The following is an 18008-nucleotide window of genomic DNA, read 5'->3' as shown; positions in this document are numbered from 1 at the left end:
GCAAACAGGCCAGGCAAGGCGCGAGGAGCGAAGTTTGGTCATTCCAAATGAGCGACGAGCAACGCAGTCTGGCCTGTTTGCAGGCGCAATCCAGACGGAACGGGCCGGTTTTCCCGCGATCCTGCGTTGTCGTTCGCTGACTTGGAATGACCAAGCGGCACTCACTCCGCCTGGGCTCGCGCGAAAACCGGCTCCGTCTTGGTGGCGCAGATAAATCAGCGCTTCCCTAGGGTCCCATACCAAACCCGAATCTGCCGATCGCTAGGGGCGCTGTCGGTCCTGCGCTAGTGTCGAAGCCGCGCCATGGCGGTACACCGCTCCGAAGGCGGCGGCCTGGAACCGGTCGGGCGGAATCCGCCGCTCGCGCCGCGCGGCGTCGAGTGCTTCCAGCGGTGCGGTTCTCGACTCATCCGTGAGCTGAAATGTGCCGTAGTGCATGCCCAGAGCCTTGTCGGCGCCCAGGTCGACAAACGCCTGGACCGCTTCGGCGGGGTTCATGTGTTGGGCTTGCATGAACCAGCGTGGTTCATAGGCGCCGATGGGTAACAGCGCCAGATCCGGTGCGCCCAATCGAGCTCGCATGTGCTGGAACAGTGGCCCGTAGCCGGTGTCGCCGGCGAAGTACACGGTGCCAGCAGGGCCGGCGAGCCAGAAACCGGACCAGAGCGATTTGCGGGCGTCGTCCAGCCCGCGCCGAGACCAGTGCTGGGCGGGCGTCGCGGTGACGTTGACCGCGCCGTGCGCGTGCGCCTGCCACCAGTCCAGTTCGATGATGCGTTCTTGGGGAATGCCGGCCTGCTCGATCAGATAGGCGTTATTCAACGGGACGATCACCGTGGGCGCGTGGGCGGCCTCCAGTGCTTCCAGTGTCGGTAGATCGAGATGGTCGTAATGGTTATGCGAGATCAGCACCAGGTCGATCGGCGGCAGGTCATCCAATCGCACGGCAGGCGCGTGGACACGCGCAGGCCCGGCCCACTGTACCGGCGAACAGCGCTGCGACCAGATCGGATCGGTTAACAGGTTGACGCCATCCATCTGGATGAGCAGCGTCGCATGATTGACTGGCGTCACGATCAGTTCGCCGTCATTGGCGTGCGTAGCCGGCCTGACCTCGGGTGGATCGTCAACCCGCTCAGGCCACGCCTCGGGTTCCCGGCTGAGCATCCAACGCAGCACGTCAAGGAGCGACTTCTGGACCGGGACATCGTTATGAAAGCGCGTCCCGTCGAAGTGGTCATTGGGTTCACCGTCCCAGACCGGGGCACAGGCGCTGGCTGTCAGGCTGGCCAACAGCACGAGCAGGCGCCTCATGATTTGCGCCACCGATTGGCCAGCGCACCCGCCCCGATCACGCAGATGGCACCCAGTAAGGTTCCTCGATCCATGGCTTCTCCCCAGAACAACCAACCCAACGCGGCCGCGAAGGGCACGGTGCAGTACACCAGTGTGCCAATTTCTGCAGCGCGGGCGAGCGCGTAGGCTCGGGTCAGGCAGAGTTGGCCGGCCGTGGCGCAAAGGCCCACGCCCAGCATGATGAGCGCGGCATGGATGCCGAGCCCCTCCCATCGAAACCACGCCGGAACGCCGGAGAGCAGCAAGGCCAGCGCGGCGAAGTACAGCACGATGCGGGGTGCCGGCTCAGTGGACGACAACTTCCGTACGGTCACCATGGCGACGGCAGCAAACACGGCCGCCATGGCCCCGATGAGTCCGGCGCCCGAGACCATCGCGCCGCTGGGCTTTACGATCAGAGCAATGCCGAGCAAGCCCAGCACGGTGGCGACATGGACCTGCCAGCGGGGGCGCTCGGCCAGCCAAAGCCAGGCAATCCAGGGGATGAACACCGGCATGGCGAAATTCAGCAGCATGGCATCAGCCAGCGGCAGCCGTCCCAGGGCGTAGAAAAAGCAGTACATGGCCGCAACGCCGAAGGCCGCGCGCATGATATGTAGGCCTAGCCGGTTTGTCCGGAATGTGACTCGCCGGCGACCCAGAAAGATCGGGAGCAGGGCGGCCACGGCGACGAGATTCCGGAGAAATACAATGGCCTCGTTGGGCAGCTGCGCCGAGGCCAACTTGATCAAGCTGCCCATGATGGCGAACAGTGCCCCGGCGGCAACGGCATAGGCCGCGCCGAGGCGCGGGTTGTCAGTCTGCATGCGGGACCAGAACTTGCCTCTCATCGGGCGTGATGCCCAGACGCGGTGAATCGATAGGTAGCTTATCAAATGGTCGCGGCGGTGGGTGTCCGGGCGGGCGCAAAACCCGGCTAATTGATTGCATTGTTCAACTAGGTCAGCGATTTAGAGAAACTTCACTCGGCTTCCGATAGTCTCGATGACCGGAACCGTTTGATCGAACCCATTAAATAGGTGGCGCATGGCAAAAGCACAGATTCTGCTCGTCGAGGACAATCCTGCCGATGTCCGGTTGACGCAGGAAATCCTCAGTGAAACTGCGCTGGATTTTGAGCTGACGGTGGCTCGCGACGGCGAGCAGGCGATGGGTATGCTGCGGCGTGAGGGGCGGTTTGCCGATACCCCGGTACCCGACCTAGTCCTGCTGGACCTCAATCTGCCCCGCAAGGACGGCCGCGAAGTCCTGGCCGAGGTCAAAAAGGACCCGGCACTGCGCAGCATTCCCGTCCTGGTCTTGTCCACCTCGAAGGCTGAGAATGATGTGCGCACCTGCTACGACCTCCATGCGAATTGTTACCTGACCAAGCCGGTTGATCTGAACCAGTTTGCCGACATGGTGCAGACGCTGGAGCGATTCTGGTTCAACCTGGTGTTGCTGCCTCCGAAGGAGCCGGACCTGCTCGGCGCCGTATAGGCCCCGGAAACCCGCATGTCTGAATTCACCATCGATGTGCTGCTGGTCGAGGATTCCAAGCTCGACGCCCGGCTCATCGAAGAACGGCTACACGTGGCCAGTCCGGGCACGGTCCGGCTACGCCATGCGAGCACGCTGGCGCATGGGGTGGAGGAACTGGGTCGTCGGCTGCCTGATTGCATCCTGCTGGATTTGCACTTGCCCGATGGCGCCGGCGTCGAGAACGTCGAGGCCATGCTGGAGGCCGCAAACGGGGTCACGCTAGTGGTGATGACGGGGTTGAACGACGAAGCCACGGCCATGGCTGCACTCAAGCTAGGAGCGCAGGAGTACCTGCTCAAGGATCAGTACGACGGAGCCACCTTGCTGCGTGTGTTGCGCCACGCCATCGAACGCAACCGCCTGGTTCGGGAAATCGATGCGCAGCGTGAGGAGCAGTATTTCCACGCCAGTCACGATGTGCTGACGGGGCTGGCCAATCGCCAGTTGTTCGACGAGCAGGCGACGCAAGCCGTCAAGGCGGCGTCGCGTGCAGGCGCCGAGCTGGCGTTTTGCTATGTCGACCTCGATGGGTTCAAACCGGTGAATGACACCTACGGCCACTCCGTGGGCGACGCCGTGCTGGTTCAGGTGGCGCAGGTGCTACGCGGAGCCGTGCGCGATTCGGACCATGTTGCGCGGCTGGGCGGCGACGAGTTCGCGGTGATCCTGACAGATTTCGGACGCGGCGAATCCGCGCAGCAGCGGGCGCATGTCATTGTCGAACGCATCGTCCGGCAGATCGGCGCCATCACGGAAGTCGAGGGCCACGCCATACAGCTTGGGGCAAGCGCGGGCGTCTCCGTGTTCCCCGCACATGGCCGGTCCATGGAGAAATTGCTGGTTAACGCCGATATGGCCATGTACGCCGCCAAGCGGTCGGGCCGTGGACAGGTGGTCGTGTACAGCGAGCGGATGCGCGGCGCGCCGGGCACGATTCCGGACGGCGATCAGGTCTTGGATTTGCGCCGGGCGGTGAACGACCGAGAGTTCACGCCCTACTTTCAGCCGATCTTCGATCGCACGGGCCAGGCGATGGTGGGTGCGGAGGCGCTGCTGCGCTGGCGTTGTGACGGTGCAGGGGCGGAATACACGGCCGAGCATCTGGTGCAGGCGGCCCGGCGGGACCGGGTGTTAGACCAGGTGGAATCTCAGCTGTTCGAGGCCGCGTTGCGAGAGTACGCGGCCTGGATCGACGAAGGCGTCGCGCCGGAGTTTCTCGCCATCAACACCACGACAGCGAGCCTGTCTCAGTCGTCGGCGGTGACCACGTGGCTGCAGACGCTGGAAACCCATGAGGTGCCGGCCGCGCGCCTGCAGTTGGAGCTAGAACCGGATCCCCGCATCGCGCCAGATGCAATCGCGCCCGAACTGGCCCGACTGCGCGAGGCCGGCGTACGGCTGTCATTGCAGCTATGGAGCCCGGATGTGCCTCTGCCGCAGGTGGCGGGCCATGCGGTCGACCACATCAAACTGAGGCGACCATTGATCGAGGCCTTGCTAGATGAGGCGCAGAACCCCGTGCCCGCCCGACTGGTCCGTGCGATGCTGGCAGTCGCCAAGGGCTTCGACTGGGGTGTCGAGGCCTGCGGTATTCAGTCGGAGGATGAGGCGCGGTGCTTGCAGCAATTGCATGCGTTTGACCGACTGCAAGGCAACTGGTGGCAGGCTGCGAGCAGTGCGGATCAGTTCCGGGCTTGGCTGGCGACTGCAGCAGTGGCAGAGGGGGTGGCATCTTGAGCTGGTTGGATTCCTTGTTCGGACCCGCAGGGCTGATGCCGCATGGCGTTTGTTTTCTGATGCGCTCGGACCTGATTGCGCTGCATGTCATTGCGGATGCGTTAATCGCCTTCGCCTATTTTTCGATCCCGGTCACGCTGGTTCACTTTGTTCGCCAGCGCAAGGACGTGCCCTTCAAGCATGTTCTGGCGTTGTTCGCGGCCTTTATTCTGCTGTGCGGCATGACCCATATCTTCGGGATCTGGACGATCTGGCGGCCGGTGTACTACCTCGAAGGGGTGGTGAAGATCATCACGGCGGTGGTCTCGGTGCTCACCGCCATTGTGTTGATACCGCTGGTTCCCAAGTTGCTGTCCATGCGCAGCAATACCGAGCTGGAGGCCATCAACCTGCGGCTGGAGAAGGAAATTCAGCGCCGCGCCGCCGCCGAGCGACAGCTACGCGACACCATTCACCAACTCACGCAATCCAACGCCGAGTTGGAGCGGTTCGCCTACATTGCCTCCCACGACTTGCAGGCACCGCTGCGGACCATCGGCTCGTTTTCCAGTTTGCTGGGCAAGCGCTATTCAGATGCCCTGGACGAGGGCGGACAGGAGTATTTGACCTATATCCAGGATGGCGTGACCGACATGCGGGCGCTCATTAACGACTTGCTGGAACTCTCTCGGGTCAACTCCACGGACGCGGAGATCGACGATGTGGCCGTCGCCGATGTGGTCGGCCGCGTAACGGACCAGTTGCGCGCAGACATCGAAGCCAATGCGGCCACAATCGAGGTGGGGTCGCTGCCAACGGTGCGGGCCGATGCGCGCGCGCTGCAGCAGATCTTCCAGAACCTGATTGCCAATGCGATGAAGTTTCAGCCGAAAGGGCAGGCACCGATCATCGAAATTGCGGCCGAACGGGTGACCGGGGGGTGGCAGTTTACCGTCAAGGACAACGGGATCGGAATGGCTGCCGAGGACTGCGAAAAGATCTTCGGCGTGTTCAAGCGTCTGCACACGACCGCCGAGTATCCGGGGACGGGCATCGGCCTGTCATTGGTCCGCAAACTGGTGGACAAGCGCGGTGGGCGGATTCGCGTCGAGAGCAGTCCGGGCCAGGGCAGCACGTTCATCTTTGACGTGCCGGATGCCCTGCCGGCGTCGCCAGAGGAGCTGTTGCCTGCATTAGAACAAGGCGAGGTGCTGTCGCTTTAGCCCGCGCTGCGTCCCTGCGGGAAAGATTCGCCCCGACAGCTATGGCTGCCGGGGCGAGCGGTCCTAAATTTGCTTGCCGGCTAACAGCATCCAGGTCTCGACCACCGTATCGGGGTTGAGCGAAACCGATTCGATGCCCTCATCGAGCAGCCACTGGGCCAGGTCCGGATGGTCGGAGGGCCCTTGGCCGCAAATGCCGATGTACTTGCCCTGTTTGCGGCAGGCCTGAATCGCCATCGACAGCATCGCCTTGACCGCCGGATCGCGCTCATCGAACAGATGTGCGATCAGACCGGAGTCCCGGTCCAAGCCCAGCGAGAGCTGCGTCATGTCGTTGGAGCCGATGGAGAAGCCATCGAAGTACTCCAGGAACTGCTCGGCCAGCACGGCATTCGAGGGCAGTTCACACATCATGATTAGCTTGAGGTCATGCTTTCCGCGTTCCAACCCATTGGCTTTCAGCGCCTCGGTTACGGCCTGGGCTTCGCCCAGTGTGCGAACGAACGGGATCATGATCTGGACATTGGTCAAGCCCATCTCTTCGCGTACATAGCGCAGGGCCTTACATTCCAGCTCCCAGCAGGCGCGGAAATCCTCGGACACGTAGCGTGAGGCGCCGCGGAATCCGATCATCGGGTTTTCCTCGTCTGGCTCGTAGCGCTCGCCGCCAACCAGATTGGCGTACTCGTTGGACTTGAAGTCACTCATACGCACGATGACCGGCTCGGGTGCGAACGCACAGGCAATGGTGGCAATGCCTTCGGCCATGCGGTGGATGTAGTAGCTCACCGGGTCGGTGTAGCCCGCCATCATCTGGCGAATCGTGGCCTGGATGTCAGCGGGCTGGTCGTCAAACTCCAGCAGGGCGCGCGGGTGGACGCCGATCATGCGGTTGATGATGAATTCCAGACGGGCCAGACCAACGCCTTTGTGCGGCAGCCCGGCAAAATCGAAGGCCCGGTCCGGGTTGCCCACGTTCATCATGATCTTGAGTGGCGCCTCGGGCATCTTATCCAACGCAATCTCGTCGACCGAAAACTCGAGCTGTCCGGCGTAAATCATGCCGGTATCGCCTTCGGCGCAGGACACGGTGACGTCCAGGCCATCCTTGAGCAGTTCGGTGGCATCACCGGTGCCGACCACCGCCGGAATACCCAACTCCCGGGCGATGATGGCGGCGTGGCAGGTTCGGCCGCCGCGGTTGGTGACGATGGCCGACGCGCGCTTCATGATCGGCTCCCAGTCGGGATCCGTCATGTCGGTGACGAGCACATCACCAGGCTGGACCCGGTGCATTTCAGACAAATCGTCCAGGACCCGGACCTTGCCCGCGCCGATGCGAGCACCGATCGCGCGCCCGGTAGCCAGCACCTTGCCCTTGCCGGCCAGTTTGAAACGTTCCAGCGTGCTGGCGCTGCTGCGGCTTTGCACGGTTTCCGGGCGCGCCTGCAGGATGAGCAGTTCGCCGGTCTCGCCGTCCTTGCCCCATTCAATATCCATGGGGCGGCCGTAGTGCTCCTCGATAATCACGGCCTGGCGTGCCAGTGCTTCGACATCCTCGGCCTCCAGGCAGAACTGGCTACGCTCTTCGGGGGCGGTGTCGACGAATTCCGTGGTCTTGCCGACCGTCTTGTCCTGGGTGTAGACCATCTTGATGGCCTTGGAACCGATGCCGCGACGCACGATGGCCGGCTTGCCCGCCTTGAGGTTCGGCTTGTATGCGTAGAACTCGTCCGGGTTGACCGCGCCCTGGACCACGGCTTCGCCCAGCCCCCAGGAGGCCGTGACAAATACGACGTCGCGGAAGCCGGATTCCGTATCCATGGTGAACATGACGCCCGAGGCGCCGATATCCGAGCGGACCATGCGCTGGATACCCGCCGATAGCGCAACCTGCTTGTGATCGAAGCCGTGGTGGACTCGGTAGGAAATCGCGCGGTCGTTAAACAGCGAGGCGAACACATCCTTGATGGCTTCCAGCACGGCATCGATGCCGCGGATGTTCAGGAAGGTTTCCTGCTGGCCGGCAAAGGAGGCATCCGGCAAGTCTTCGGCGGTGGCGGAGGAGCGGACTGCCACCGAGACGTCGTGGCCGGCGGACAGCGTCTTGAATGCATCGCGGATGTCGGCTTCCAGCTTGGCGGGGAAGGGCGCCTTGCCCACCCATTCGCGAATCTGTTTGCCGGTGGCGGCCAGGGCCTCGACATCCTCGATGTCCAGCGCATCCAACGCCGCATTGATGCGATCGTCCAGCCCTTCGTGCTTGAGAAACTCGCGGTAGGCGTCGGCCGTGGTCGCAAACCCGTCGGGCACGCTGACGCCGGCACCGGCGAGGTTGGAAATCATTTCGCCGAGCGATGCGTTCTTGCCGCCGACCCGCTCGACATCACCCATGCCGAGATCTTTGAACCAGACGATGGTCGCGTCTTCCACGTGCGTGCCTCTCTTGTCGTTGAATGCCAGGGCCGGCGCGGGGGCGCCAGGCGCAGGGTCGGCTATTCTAGCCTGCTTGGGCTGCCGCTTCGGCGCGTGGCCGACTTTCTTAATCGATAGGCCGCACATTCATCGCTGTGCGAGATCGGGGAGCCCGCAATGCCAGACACGCGAAGACGCGTCTTTTTTGTATCCGACCGCACCGGAATTACCGCGGAAACACTAGGCAATAGCCTGCTGACCCAGTTCGATGGCGTGGATTTCCAGTCGCTGACCTTTCCTTTCGTTAATACGGATGACAAGGCGAATTCGGTGGTGGCCTATATCGACCACGCCGCACGGGAGGACGGCGTTCGGCCGATCGTCTTCAGCACCACCGTGACGGATTCCGTGCGACAAAAGCTCAAGCAGGCCAACGCCTTGTTCATGGACTTGTTCGACACCTTCATTCCCACCGTGGAAGAAGAGCTACAGCTGTCCTGGGCGCATGCCTCTGGGCGGGCGCACGGGCCATCGACCAAGCGCTATGCGTCGCGGATCGATGCCATGAACTTTGCGCTGGAGCATGATGACGGACAGTCGCTGCGCAAGCTGGACAAGGCGGATGTGGTGCTCATCGCGCCCTCACGCTGCGGCAAGACGCCCACATCGCTTTATCTGGCACTCCAGCATGGCGTGTTTGCGGCCAATTATCCGCTCACCGAGGAAGACCTGGAAACGGGACAGCTGCCCAAGCCGCTAAAAGACCAGCAGCACAAGCTGTATGGGCTGATCACCGATGCCACGCGCCTGTCGCAGATTCGCGAGGAGCGACGGCCGGGGAGCAAGTACGCATCGATCCAACAGACCAGCTATGAGCTGCGTCAGGCAACCAAGCTGTATAAGAAATTCAGCGTGCCGTATTCAGATTCGACCAACATGTCGGTGGAGGAGATCGCCACCATGGTGATGCAGGAGAAGAACCTGCGTCGCCACAGCTTCTGACAGCGGAGGCGGGGGTACAGACTTGCGAAGCAGCCGGGCAGTGGAGATGATCCGGCGACGAGAGCCCGGTATCAGGGAAGACGACAACAAGGAGGAGAACACAATGTCCGAGCCGTTATTCGGTTTGATGATGGACTACCCGCTGACGGTCACGCAGATCATGCGACACGCCGAGCGCGTGTATCCCGACGGCGAGGTGGTGTCCGTCACGGCCGACAATCCCCAGCATCGATGCACGTATTCCGATGTGTTCCGCCGCACGCGCCAGCTGGCCAATGTGCTGAAGACACTGGGTGCGACCCGTGGCGACCGCATTGCCACACTGGCATGGAATGATTACCGCCACCTGGAGTTGTATTACGCCATTCAGTGCAGTGGCATGGTTTGCCACACGATCAACCCGCGACTGTTCCCGGAACAGGTGCAGTACATCGTCAACCACGCAGAAGATCAGTTCATTTTTGTCGACAAGCTGATTTTCCCGCTCGTGGAGAAGCTGGCGGCGACGTTCGAGACCGTCAAGGGCATTGTCGTGATGACCGACGAAGCCAACATGCCTGAGACGGCCGTGGACAACGTCCACTGTTACGAAACGCTGCTGGCAGGCGCTGACGAGCAGTTCGACTGGCCCGAGTTGGATGAGCAGGAGGCCTGCGCGCTTTGTTACACCTCGGGCACGACGGGCAATCCGAAGGGCGTGTTGTACAGCCATCGGTCGACCGTGCTCCACGCGCTCGGGGCCAATAGCGCAGAGGGCATCGGCTTCAAGAATCGCGACACCATTTTGCCCGTGGTGCCGATGTTCCACGTCAACGCCTGGGCGGTGCCCTACTGCGCGTTAATGGTGGGGTCGAAGCTGGTGTTTCCAGGCCCGAAGATGGGGGACGGCGAGACGCTGGCCAATCTGATGAACGCCGAGTCCGTCACCATCGCCCTCGGCGTGCCCACGGTCTGGTTGGGGCTGCTGAATCACCTCCAGGAGTCCGGCAAGACCGTGGAGTCGCTGGAGCGAACCGTGGTCGGCGGATCGGCCTGCCCGGCCTCCATCATGGACGCGTTCCGGACGCAGTACGGGGTCGAGACCATACATGCCTGGGGCATGACCGAGATGAGCCCGCTGGGCACGATTAATAATCCGCCCCGTGGCTTTGAGGCCATGAGCGAGGCCGACCAGGCGGCGTTGCGGGTCAAGCAGGGGCGTCCAGCCTTTGGCGTGGAGATGAAAATCGTCGACGAGGACGACAAGGAACTCCCCTGGGATGGCAAGGCCTTTGGCCGGCTCAAGGTGCGTGGCCCCTGGATTTGCTCGGCCTACTACAAGCGTGATGACACGGATGCCCACGATGCGGATGGCTGGTTCGATACCGGAGATGTGTCGACTATGGACAGTCACGGCATCATGCAGATCACCGACCGCGCCAAAGACGTGATCAAGTCGGGCGGCGAATGGATTAGCTCCATCGACCTGGAGAATGTCGCCATGTCCCATCCCGACATTGCCGAGGCGGCTGTCATCGGCGTGCCGCATGAAAAGTGGGCCGAGCGCCCCTTGCTCATTGTGGTGAACAAGCCAGGCAAGCAGCTGTCGGCCGCTGATGTGCTGTCGCACTTCGAAGGCAAGATCGCCAAGTGGTGGATGCCGGATGACGTGCAGTTTGTCGACGAGTTGCCGCATACGGCGACGGGCAAGATCAGCAAACTGCATCTGCGGCAGCAGTTTGCGGACTACAAGCTGCCGTCCTCAGCGGCGTAATCCGACAGTGGGCCGGCCTGAGCCGCCGGCCGAAGTTGTAGCGGCGAGCCGGCATTCGTGCCGGCTCGTTTGTTATTGGGGGAAGTGCGAATAGATCAGTGCTTCCCTGCGAGGTCAGGGCAACGTCACCTCCACCATCGCGGCCGGCAATTGTTCGCTGGCCACGTAGGCTGTCCGCCCGTCGGCACGCATCCCGCCGGCCTCGGTCTGTGGAAACTGGGGCAAATCAATACGCCGCGGGGCTCGGTTGAGGGCCGCCAGCCAGGATTCCCCATCTTGCCGTTCATACAGATAGGCGTCCTTGTAGGTCACCACGAGTGCCCGGCGGCCGTCAGCCGCAAAACTCATGGCCGTGGGCTGGCTCCGATTCGCGCCGTAGGCCGGGTCTTCGAGCAAATCCTGTTCGGTCGGCTCGGGAATGCTGTTCACGGTGCCGACGAATTCCGCCGTGGCAACCAGCGGTTGAGCGGCCAAGGGCACGCGATAAAGCCGGGGCGGCTGGTCGCGCTTGGTCAACAGATAGATGGCAGCCTCCCCGCTGTCCACCGCCACCGCCTCGCAATCGCGCGGGCCGTCCGGGTAGCGTAGATGCAGGGACGTGGTCACGGCAGTGGTGGTCTGGTCGGGTTCGGGCTCCTCCAGCCAATGCAGGGTCACCACAGGCCGCTGCGCCGAGTTGTCACCCACATCGGCGATCAGAAGCATCGGGCTGTCGTCCATTACGAAGGCGTCCATGTCCTCCCAGTCAAGATTCTGGAGAGCGGGCAGGTCGACCTCGCCCAGCGAGCGGCCCTGGCCGTCCACCGCATACAGGCGCGCCGCACCGCCGCTGTCGTTGTGCAGCCATAGCCGGTCGGCTGACACGCGGGATACCGCCAGGCCACTGGCTTCCTCGATGGCCGGATTCTCCAGGGCGACGACCCGCCCGGGTCCGTCCGGCAGCACCACCGGCTCGCTTTGGGCGCAGGCGCTGAGCAGGATGCCCATCGCCGGGAGCAGGAGGCTTGGGATACGATGTTTGGCGCACATAGCTTGAGTGATTCCCCAGGTGTTAATCCGATCGTACCGCCCACAGTTGACATGGCCGTGACTCTCGCCGGACGACCCGGGCTGCGCGATACATCGGAAACGCTGGTGCAGCCTCGCGTTCCCAAGGCTGTCGCTGCCTGCCTGGCGCTGGCTGCAGCCGTGCTAGGAGCGCTGACGTTGGCCGCTGCGTATGGCGGCGGGTTGTTCGCAATTGGCTGGGCGCAGCAGCTGTCGCCACGCGCTGCGGCCGCGCTTTGCGGCAGCGGTCTGGGCTTGTTGCTGCTGCTACTGGGCGGCCGCCGGCTGGGCATTGTGGTCGCAGCCCTGGGGACAGCATTCGCTGCGCTGGAGGTGCTGCAAATCCCGCTGGCCATACTGGGAAACGTTTGGCGCACGCCCGCAGGGGCGGACAGTGGCCGAACGCTGGGCCTGACGCTGTTCGCCGCCAGCACCGCGACCGTGTTGATGGGCTGGCGCCATGCCGGCGCCTCGCGGTGGGCAGGCGTGGAGCTGACAACGGCATTTCTTGTGGCGGCGGGAGCCGTCGGTATTCTGTCGGCCGGTGGCGCCGGCGGGTCGATCATGAGCTTGGGGGTGGGTCTGCCCACGCCCGCCGCCTTGGGTGTGATGATGATTGGCCTTGGGTTACAGGGCTTGATTTTGGACCCGACGGTGTCGCGCCGTCGGCGTCTGCGTCCGCTGATGTTCGCCTTGTCCGTGGTGGCATTGGGGATCTGGCTGGCCGTGGCACTGGCGCAGGCGCGACCGGATTCCGGGCTGGATGCCGTTGTCCTGGTGTTGGTGCTTGCGGCCGGGCCGGTCGGTGCGTGGTTTCTGGCACGCTCGGCCCATGTCGATGAGGTTCCCACCGAGGACACGGCCTACACGCCGGTGACCGAATCTCATGCGCTCGAGCAGTTGCGTGTGTTGGCCGAGACCAACGAGCAGGGCGTTTGTATTGTCGACGGCAATGGCCGCCTGACCCTGTTCAACGGTGCGCTGCAGGCCATGTATGGCTTCCGCGACAAGCCCTTTCTGGGGCATGCCTCGGGCAACGTATTCCGTATTTACGATATGCAATCCGGTCTGGCCATCCCCTGGAACAAGACGCCGCTGGCCAGAGCCATGCGAGGCCAGCGGATCGAAAACTTCGAGTTCAGCTTTCACCAGCGTGACGGGGCGGTTGTGCATGCCCGCGCCAGTGCCCACCCGGTGCGCGACGAACGCGGCCTGGGCGTGGGTGCCATTATGAGCGTGGAAGACATCACCCAGGCACGGGAGCAAAGCGAATTGCTGCGACGCCAGTCGGAGCTGGTGGCCAGAACCGGGGCCGAGCTGGAACGGGTGGCCTTTATTGCCGCCCATCATCTGCAGGAGCCCGTGCGCGGCATCAGCAGTTATGCCCAGCTGCTGTCCCGGCGCGTGGCCGATAACCCCGATGTACAGGACTATGTCCGCTACCTGACCCAGGAAAGTGGGCGAATCAAATCACTGACCCGGGATTTGCTGGCTTATCTGGAAACCGCGACCCGGCCCAAGATGCGCAGCTCAGTCGATTTGCAGGCGGTGGTCAACGCCGCACAGCAGACCATCGCCAAGCGCTATCCCGATCGCGAACTGATCTGCATCAAGGGGGCGCTGCCGATTGTGACCGCCGATCCCGCGCTGTTGACGCAGCTGTTCGAGCAGCTGTTCGACAACACGGTGAAGTTCAGTGACAGCAGCACGCCGTCGGTCACCATCGATTGCAGCCCCCAGGCTGAAGAATGGGCGCTGACGGTGACCGACAACGGACCGGGCATCCCGCCCGAACACGCCGAGAAGGTGTTCGAGTTGTTTGCCCAGCTGCACACCATCGGCACCTACGCGGGGAACGGTCTGGGCTTGGCGTTGGCGAAAAAGATCCTGCTAGTCCACGGCGGTCGTATTCGCGTGGATACGGAGACCGAGCGAGGCCTCAAGCTGCACTTGCTGCTGCCCTACCGGCCGCCGTCTGTCGATTTGGAGGCCGCGCCAGACACCGATCGCCCGGCCGCGGCCGAACCTGCGCCGAATACCGAGCCCACATTGACGGCGACAGGCCGTCGAATGCCTGGGCTGGACTAGGCCCGGGCGCAGCGGCCGGATGCCTGCCGGTTCAGGTCACCAGCGAGGGCTGGTCCCGACCCGTGATGACCTTAAGTCGGCAGAGTCGGTCGGCGATCAGGGCCAGCGGTGTCAGGACTTCCTGCGTGGGCAGTCGTAGTTCCCACTGGTCCTCGCGCAGCCATTCAAGATAAAGCCGCAGCGTCGCACCGCTGGTGCCGGTGCCCGATTTGCGCAGGACGATACGTGCCGTGTCCCCGAAGATCACCCGCAGGCCCTGGCCCTTGGCCTGGCTGCCGTCAATGGGGTCCACGTAGGCGAACTCGTCTGCAGCCGTCACCGTGAGCGCGTCGAACTGCTGGCCGGGGAGCTGCGACAGCTGCTGCCGCAGCGCGTCCATGACCGCTTCGGCGTCTTCGGCTTTCAAGCCTTCGTAGTCATGCCGCTCGTAGTAGTGCCGACCGTAAGTTGACCAGTGGTCGAGCATGATGTCGGCCACGCTTTGACCGGGTCGGCTGGCCAACAGGTTGAGCCAGGCGAGCACCGCCCACAGGCCATCTTTTTCGCGCACGTGGTCGGAGCCGGTGCCAAAGGATTCTTCACCGCAGACATGGATGCGCCCGGCGTCCAGCAAGTTGCAGAAAAACTTCCAGCCGGTCGGGGTTTCATGCGCCTCGAATCCCTGGCGTGCGGCCACGGCGTCCAATGCGCGACTGGTCGGCATGGAGCGTGCAGCACCTGCGATGCCGTCACGGTGACCCGGCATACAGCGGGTATTGGCAGCGATGACGGCGAGGCTGTCTCCCGGCGAGACGAACAGCCCGCGGCCTAGAATCATGTTGCGGTCGCCGTCTCCATCCGACGCGGCGGCAAAGTCCAGCGCCTGTCGGGTCACGACCTCGTCGGCCAGTTCGGCGGCGTAGACCAGGTTCGGGTCCGGGTGCCCTCCACCAAAATCGGATTGGGGTACCGCGTTACGCAGCACGGATTCAGGCGCCCCCAGGCGATGAACAAATAGCTCGCGTGCGTAGGGGCCGGTCACGGCGTGCATGGCATCGAACGCAAACTGGAAGCCAGAGTCGAGCAGGCTGCGGATGGCATCGAAGTCGAACTGCGTCTCCATGAGGTCGGCGTAGTCCTGGGTCGAATCCACGATTTGTACGGTCATGCCGCCGAGTCGGGTTTCACCAACCTGGCCGAGGTCGATCGGCGGTACATCCAGGCGCTGGTAGGCCGTGATGGCCCGGCTGCGGGCATAGATGGCATCCGTCAGCGTCGATGGTGCCTGGCCCCCGCCGCGCACGCTGAACTTGATCCCGAAGTCGCCATCCGGTCCGGCCGGGTTGTGGCTGGCAGAGAGCACAAAGCCCCCATGGGCGTCATGTTTGCGAATCAGGTGTGAGGCAGCCGGTGTGGACAGCAGGCCGTTTTTACCCACGATGACGCGGGCAATGCCTCGGGCAGCCGCCATCGCCAGCAGCGTCTGAATGGCCACATCGTTGTGATAGCGACCATCGCCGCCGACCACCAGCGTGCTGTCCTCGAATCCAGGGTGGGTGTCGAAGACGGACTGGATGAAATTCTCCAGATAATGCGGCTGCTGGAACACGCGAACCTGTTTGCGCAGGCCGGCCGTGCCGACTTGCTGGTCATCAAAAGGCGTGGATGAGATGGTCTGGACGGCTGCGTTCATGGACTGGCCTTGTTCTGCTGGGTATCGAAGGTCGGGCGAGGGGGATCGACCTCTCGCGGGGCCCAGTGGATCGCACGTCGGCCCCTGTGCGTCAAGCGCTTGCGTGCCGTGGAAGGCGCTGGGCATAGTGGAGACATGGAACTCGCCAACCCCAAACGATTGCTGCGACTCGGCCGCCCGGACAGCTTTTCCGGATTGATGAACCTGGTCGACGAAAACTACAACCGGTTTCAGCGTCTTGTGCCCGATCATCCGCTGCCGTATGAAACCGCCGTGTCACGCAGCACATCGGATTATGACCTCCACCTGACGGTCTTGGAGCGCTGCCGATACACGACCACCGTGCACCTGACCTACTGGTTCGAAACGCAGCCGGGAGAACGGCGCGCCGACCCCGATGTACGCCTACGCCTCTACCACGACGCTGGTGTGGCCGAAGTGGTCGACTCCTGTCGATCCCGCTGCGATTTCCTGCGTGATATCGATCCCGAAGTCGGTGGCTGGCTGCAGCGCCAGCACGCCCGCAACCTGATGGTTTACAAGTGGCTGGGCTACCTGCTGGACCAGGGGCATGGTTTTGCTATGGCCGCGCGGCCGCGACAGGCCGCTGAGCACAGGTAAGCCGATCTCGATCCGCCGGCTGCCTCGGCGGGCACAGCCCGCCGGGCAGCATCAGCGGTCGTTGTCGCAGGTTACAGCGCGTCGACGAACTTCAGAATGGCGTCTGTTTTCTCCTGCATCAGCGCCATGTCGCCACGCGACTCCACATTCAGACGGATGACCGGTTCGGTGTTGGACTTGCGCAGGTTGAATCGCCAGTCGGCAAAATCCACGGATAGCCCGTCGGTGCGATCGATGCGGCCGTCGCCCGCGAACTCAGCCTCGATCGCCGCGATGGTGGCATCGGCATCGGCAACCTTGCGGTTGATTTCGCCGCTGGCCGGGTAGGCCTCGATGCGCTCGTCCACCAGCTGGGACAGGGATTTGCCCTCGCGGCAGATCAGCTCGGCCACCATCAGCCACGGAATATTGCCGTTGTCGCAGTAGGCGAAGTCGCGGAAGTAGTGGTGCGCGCTCATCTCGCCGCCGTAGACCGCGTTCTCCTTGCGCATCCGCTCCTTGATGAAGGCATGGCCGGTCTTGGACATGATCGGCATGCCGCCCGCCTGCGTGACCTCATCCACCGTGTTCCAGGTCAGGCGAGGGTCGTGAATGATTTTGTCGCCGGGGGACTTGATCAGTAACGCCTTGGCGAGCAGGCCGACGATGTAATAGCCCTCGATGAAGCGGGCGTTCTCATCAAACAGGAAACAGCGGTCGAAATCGCCATCCCAGGCCACGCCGAAATCCGCACCATGCGCCTTGACGGCCTCTGCCGTCGCAGCGCGGTTTTCCGGAAGCAAGGGGTTGGGGATGCCGTTGGGGAAGGTCGGGTCCGGCTCGTGATGGACCTTGATGAACTCAAACGGCAGAAACGGTGCAAGGGCGTCGATGACCACGCCCGCGCCGCCATTGCCTGCATTCGTGACGATCTTGAGCGGGCGCAGCGTGTCGGTATTGAGATAGCCCAGCAGGTGCTGGATATAGGCCGCCCGATGTTCCAGCGGGACCAGCGTGGGGCGGATGTCGGGCAGGGGCGTGCTGTCTTCCGCCGCCCGGGCTTCGATGGATTTAAGGCCGGTGTCTCCACTAATCGGCTGGGCGCCGGCGCGGACGAGCTTCATGCCGTTGTAGCCGATCGGGTTATGGCTGGCCGTCACCATGATTCCGCCATCCATTTCGAAATGGAACGTGGCGAAATAAACCTCTTCGGTGCCGCAGAGCCCGATGTCATGGACTTCGCAGCCACCCTGCTGCAGTCCCAGCGCCAGTGCATCGACCAGGGCCTCGCTGGAGTCGCGAACATCGCGGCCGACGACGACACGCTTGGGTCGCAACTCGGCCGCGTACGCGCGCCCGATGCGAAAGGCCAGTTCCGGAGACAGGTCGTCCGGCACCTTGCCGCGTATGTCATAGGCTTTGAAACAACTCAGGCTGGCCATGCGTTCAGGTCCTTTGAATGCGAATGCGGGCGCCAATGATGCACCGCACATTGGGCCGCTGTCTGCCCGTGCCCCGGCTCGTCTGCGGGCGCCTGTCCTGACCGACCGCGGATCCTGTGGGGTGCCGCGACGCCAAGCTGCGCTAGTGATGGCGGGGAAATGATAATTACCCT

13 protein-coding genes are annotated in these 18008 nt (G+C 63.2%); 7 read left to right on the top strand and 6 right to left on the bottom strand.

All coding sequences use genetic code 11. From position 1 onward, the window contains the following. Positions 1-261 precede the first annotated feature (261 nt). Positions 262-1314 (bottom strand): MBL fold metallo-hydrolase, encoded by a 1053-nt coding sequence (locus DEH80_RS15520; protein WP_109721431.1) that lies wholly within the window; start codon positions 1312-1314, stop codon positions 262-264. Further along, positions 1311-2162, bottom strand: coding sequence for a DMT family transporter (locus DEH80_RS15515; protein ID WP_165831509.1), 852 nt, complete (start codon positions 2160-2162; stop codon positions 1311-1313). The genes DEH80_RS15520 and DEH80_RS15515 overlap by 4 nt, the downstream gene beginning before the upstream one ends. Before the next feature lie 220 nt (positions 2163-2382). On the opposite strand from DEH80_RS15515, the gene DEH80_RS15510 reads away from it, so the two are divergent. Genes DEH80_RS15510 through DEH80_RS15500 form a run of 3 tightly spaced genes read left to right on the top strand, consistent with a single transcriptional unit; the run spans position 2383 to position 5816 of the window. Then, positions 2383-2835 (top strand): response regulator, encoded by a 453-nt coding sequence (locus DEH80_RS15510; protein WP_109721429.1) that lies wholly within the window; start codon positions 2383-2385, stop codon positions 2833-2835. 15 nt (positions 2836-2850) lie between these two features. After that, complete coding sequence (locus tag DEH80_RS15505) at positions 2851-4614, top strand: putative bifunctional diguanylate cyclase/phosphodiesterase (RefSeq protein ID WP_109721428.1); 1764 nt, start codon at positions 2851-2853, stop codon at positions 4612-4614. Next, positions 4611-5816 (top strand): sensor histidine kinase, encoded by a 1206-nt coding sequence (locus DEH80_RS15500; protein ID WP_133249281.1) that lies wholly within the window; start codon positions 4611-4613, stop codon positions 5814-5816. The genes DEH80_RS15505 and DEH80_RS15500 overlap by 4 nt, the downstream gene beginning before the upstream one ends. Before the next feature lie 63 nt (positions 5817-5879). Here the strand turns inward: DEH80_RS15500 and ppsA are convergent, their stop codons facing one another. Beyond that, positions 5880-8249, bottom strand: a complete 2370-nt coding sequence (gene ppsA, locus DEH80_RS15495; RefSeq protein WP_243412829.1) for a phosphoenolpyruvate synthase — start codon at positions 8247-8249, stop codon at positions 5880-5882. Positions 8250-8408: 159 nt separating this feature from the next. Between ppsA and ppsR the strand changes: the two genes are divergently transcribed. Next, positions 8409-9233: a posphoenolpyruvate synthetase regulatory kinase/phosphorylase PpsR gene (gene ppsR, locus DEH80_RS15490; protein ID WP_109721425.1), complete on the top strand. Its 825-nt coding sequence runs from the start codon at positions 8409-8411 to the stop codon at positions 9231-9233. 103 nt (positions 9234-9336) lie between these two features. Continuing rightward, positions 9337-10986: a long-chain-fatty-acid--CoA ligase gene (locus DEH80_RS15485; protein ID WP_109721435.1), complete on the top strand. Its 1650-nt coding sequence runs from the start codon at positions 9337-9339 to the stop codon at positions 10984-10986. A gap of 114 nt (positions 10987-11100) precedes the next feature. Here the strand turns inward: DEH80_RS15485 and DEH80_RS15480 are convergent, their stop codons facing one another. Beyond that, positions 11101-12015, bottom strand: a complete 915-nt coding sequence (locus tag DEH80_RS15480) for a hypothetical protein (protein WP_133249280.1) — start codon at positions 12013-12015, stop codon at positions 11101-11103. Between the two features lie 51 nt (positions 12016-12066). Between DEH80_RS15480 and DEH80_RS15475 the strand changes: the two genes are divergently transcribed. Next, positions 12067-14121, top strand: a complete 2055-nt coding sequence (locus tag DEH80_RS15475; protein ID WP_165831508.1) for a sensor histidine kinase — start codon at positions 12067-12069, stop codon at positions 14119-14121. 31 nt (positions 14122-14152) lie between these two features. Here the strand turns inward: DEH80_RS15475 and DEH80_RS15470 are convergent, their stop codons facing one another. Then, positions 14153-15793 (bottom strand): alpha-D-glucose phosphate-specific phosphoglucomutase, encoded by a 1641-nt coding sequence (locus DEH80_RS15470; RefSeq protein WP_109721422.1) that lies wholly within the window; start codon positions 15791-15793, stop codon positions 14153-14155. A 135-nt stretch (positions 15794-15928) separates the two neighbouring features. Between DEH80_RS15470 and DEH80_RS15465 the strand changes: the two genes are divergently transcribed. Beyond that, on the top strand, positions 15929-16414 hold the full coding sequence (locus DEH80_RS15465) for a DUF1249 domain-containing protein (protein ID WP_109721421.1): 486 nt from the start codon (positions 15929-15931) through the stop codon (positions 16412-16414). A gap of 71 nt (positions 16415-16485) precedes the next feature. On the opposite strand, the gene DEH80_RS15460 is transcribed toward DEH80_RS15465, so the two are convergent. Next, on the bottom strand, positions 16486-17835 hold the full coding sequence (locus tag DEH80_RS15460; RefSeq protein ID WP_109721420.1) for a phosphohexomutase domain-containing protein: 1350 nt from the start codon (positions 17833-17835) through the stop codon (positions 16486-16488). Positions 17836-18008: the final 173 nt, after the last annotated feature.

The organism is Abyssibacter profundi, from assembly GCF_003151135.1.
GTDB lineage: Bacteria > Pseudomonadota > Gammaproteobacteria > Nevskiales > OUC007 > Abyssibacter > Abyssibacter profundi.
The sequence above is the reverse complement of the archived record's forward strand: the minus strand, read 5'-3'. Positions and strand labels throughout refer to the sequence as shown.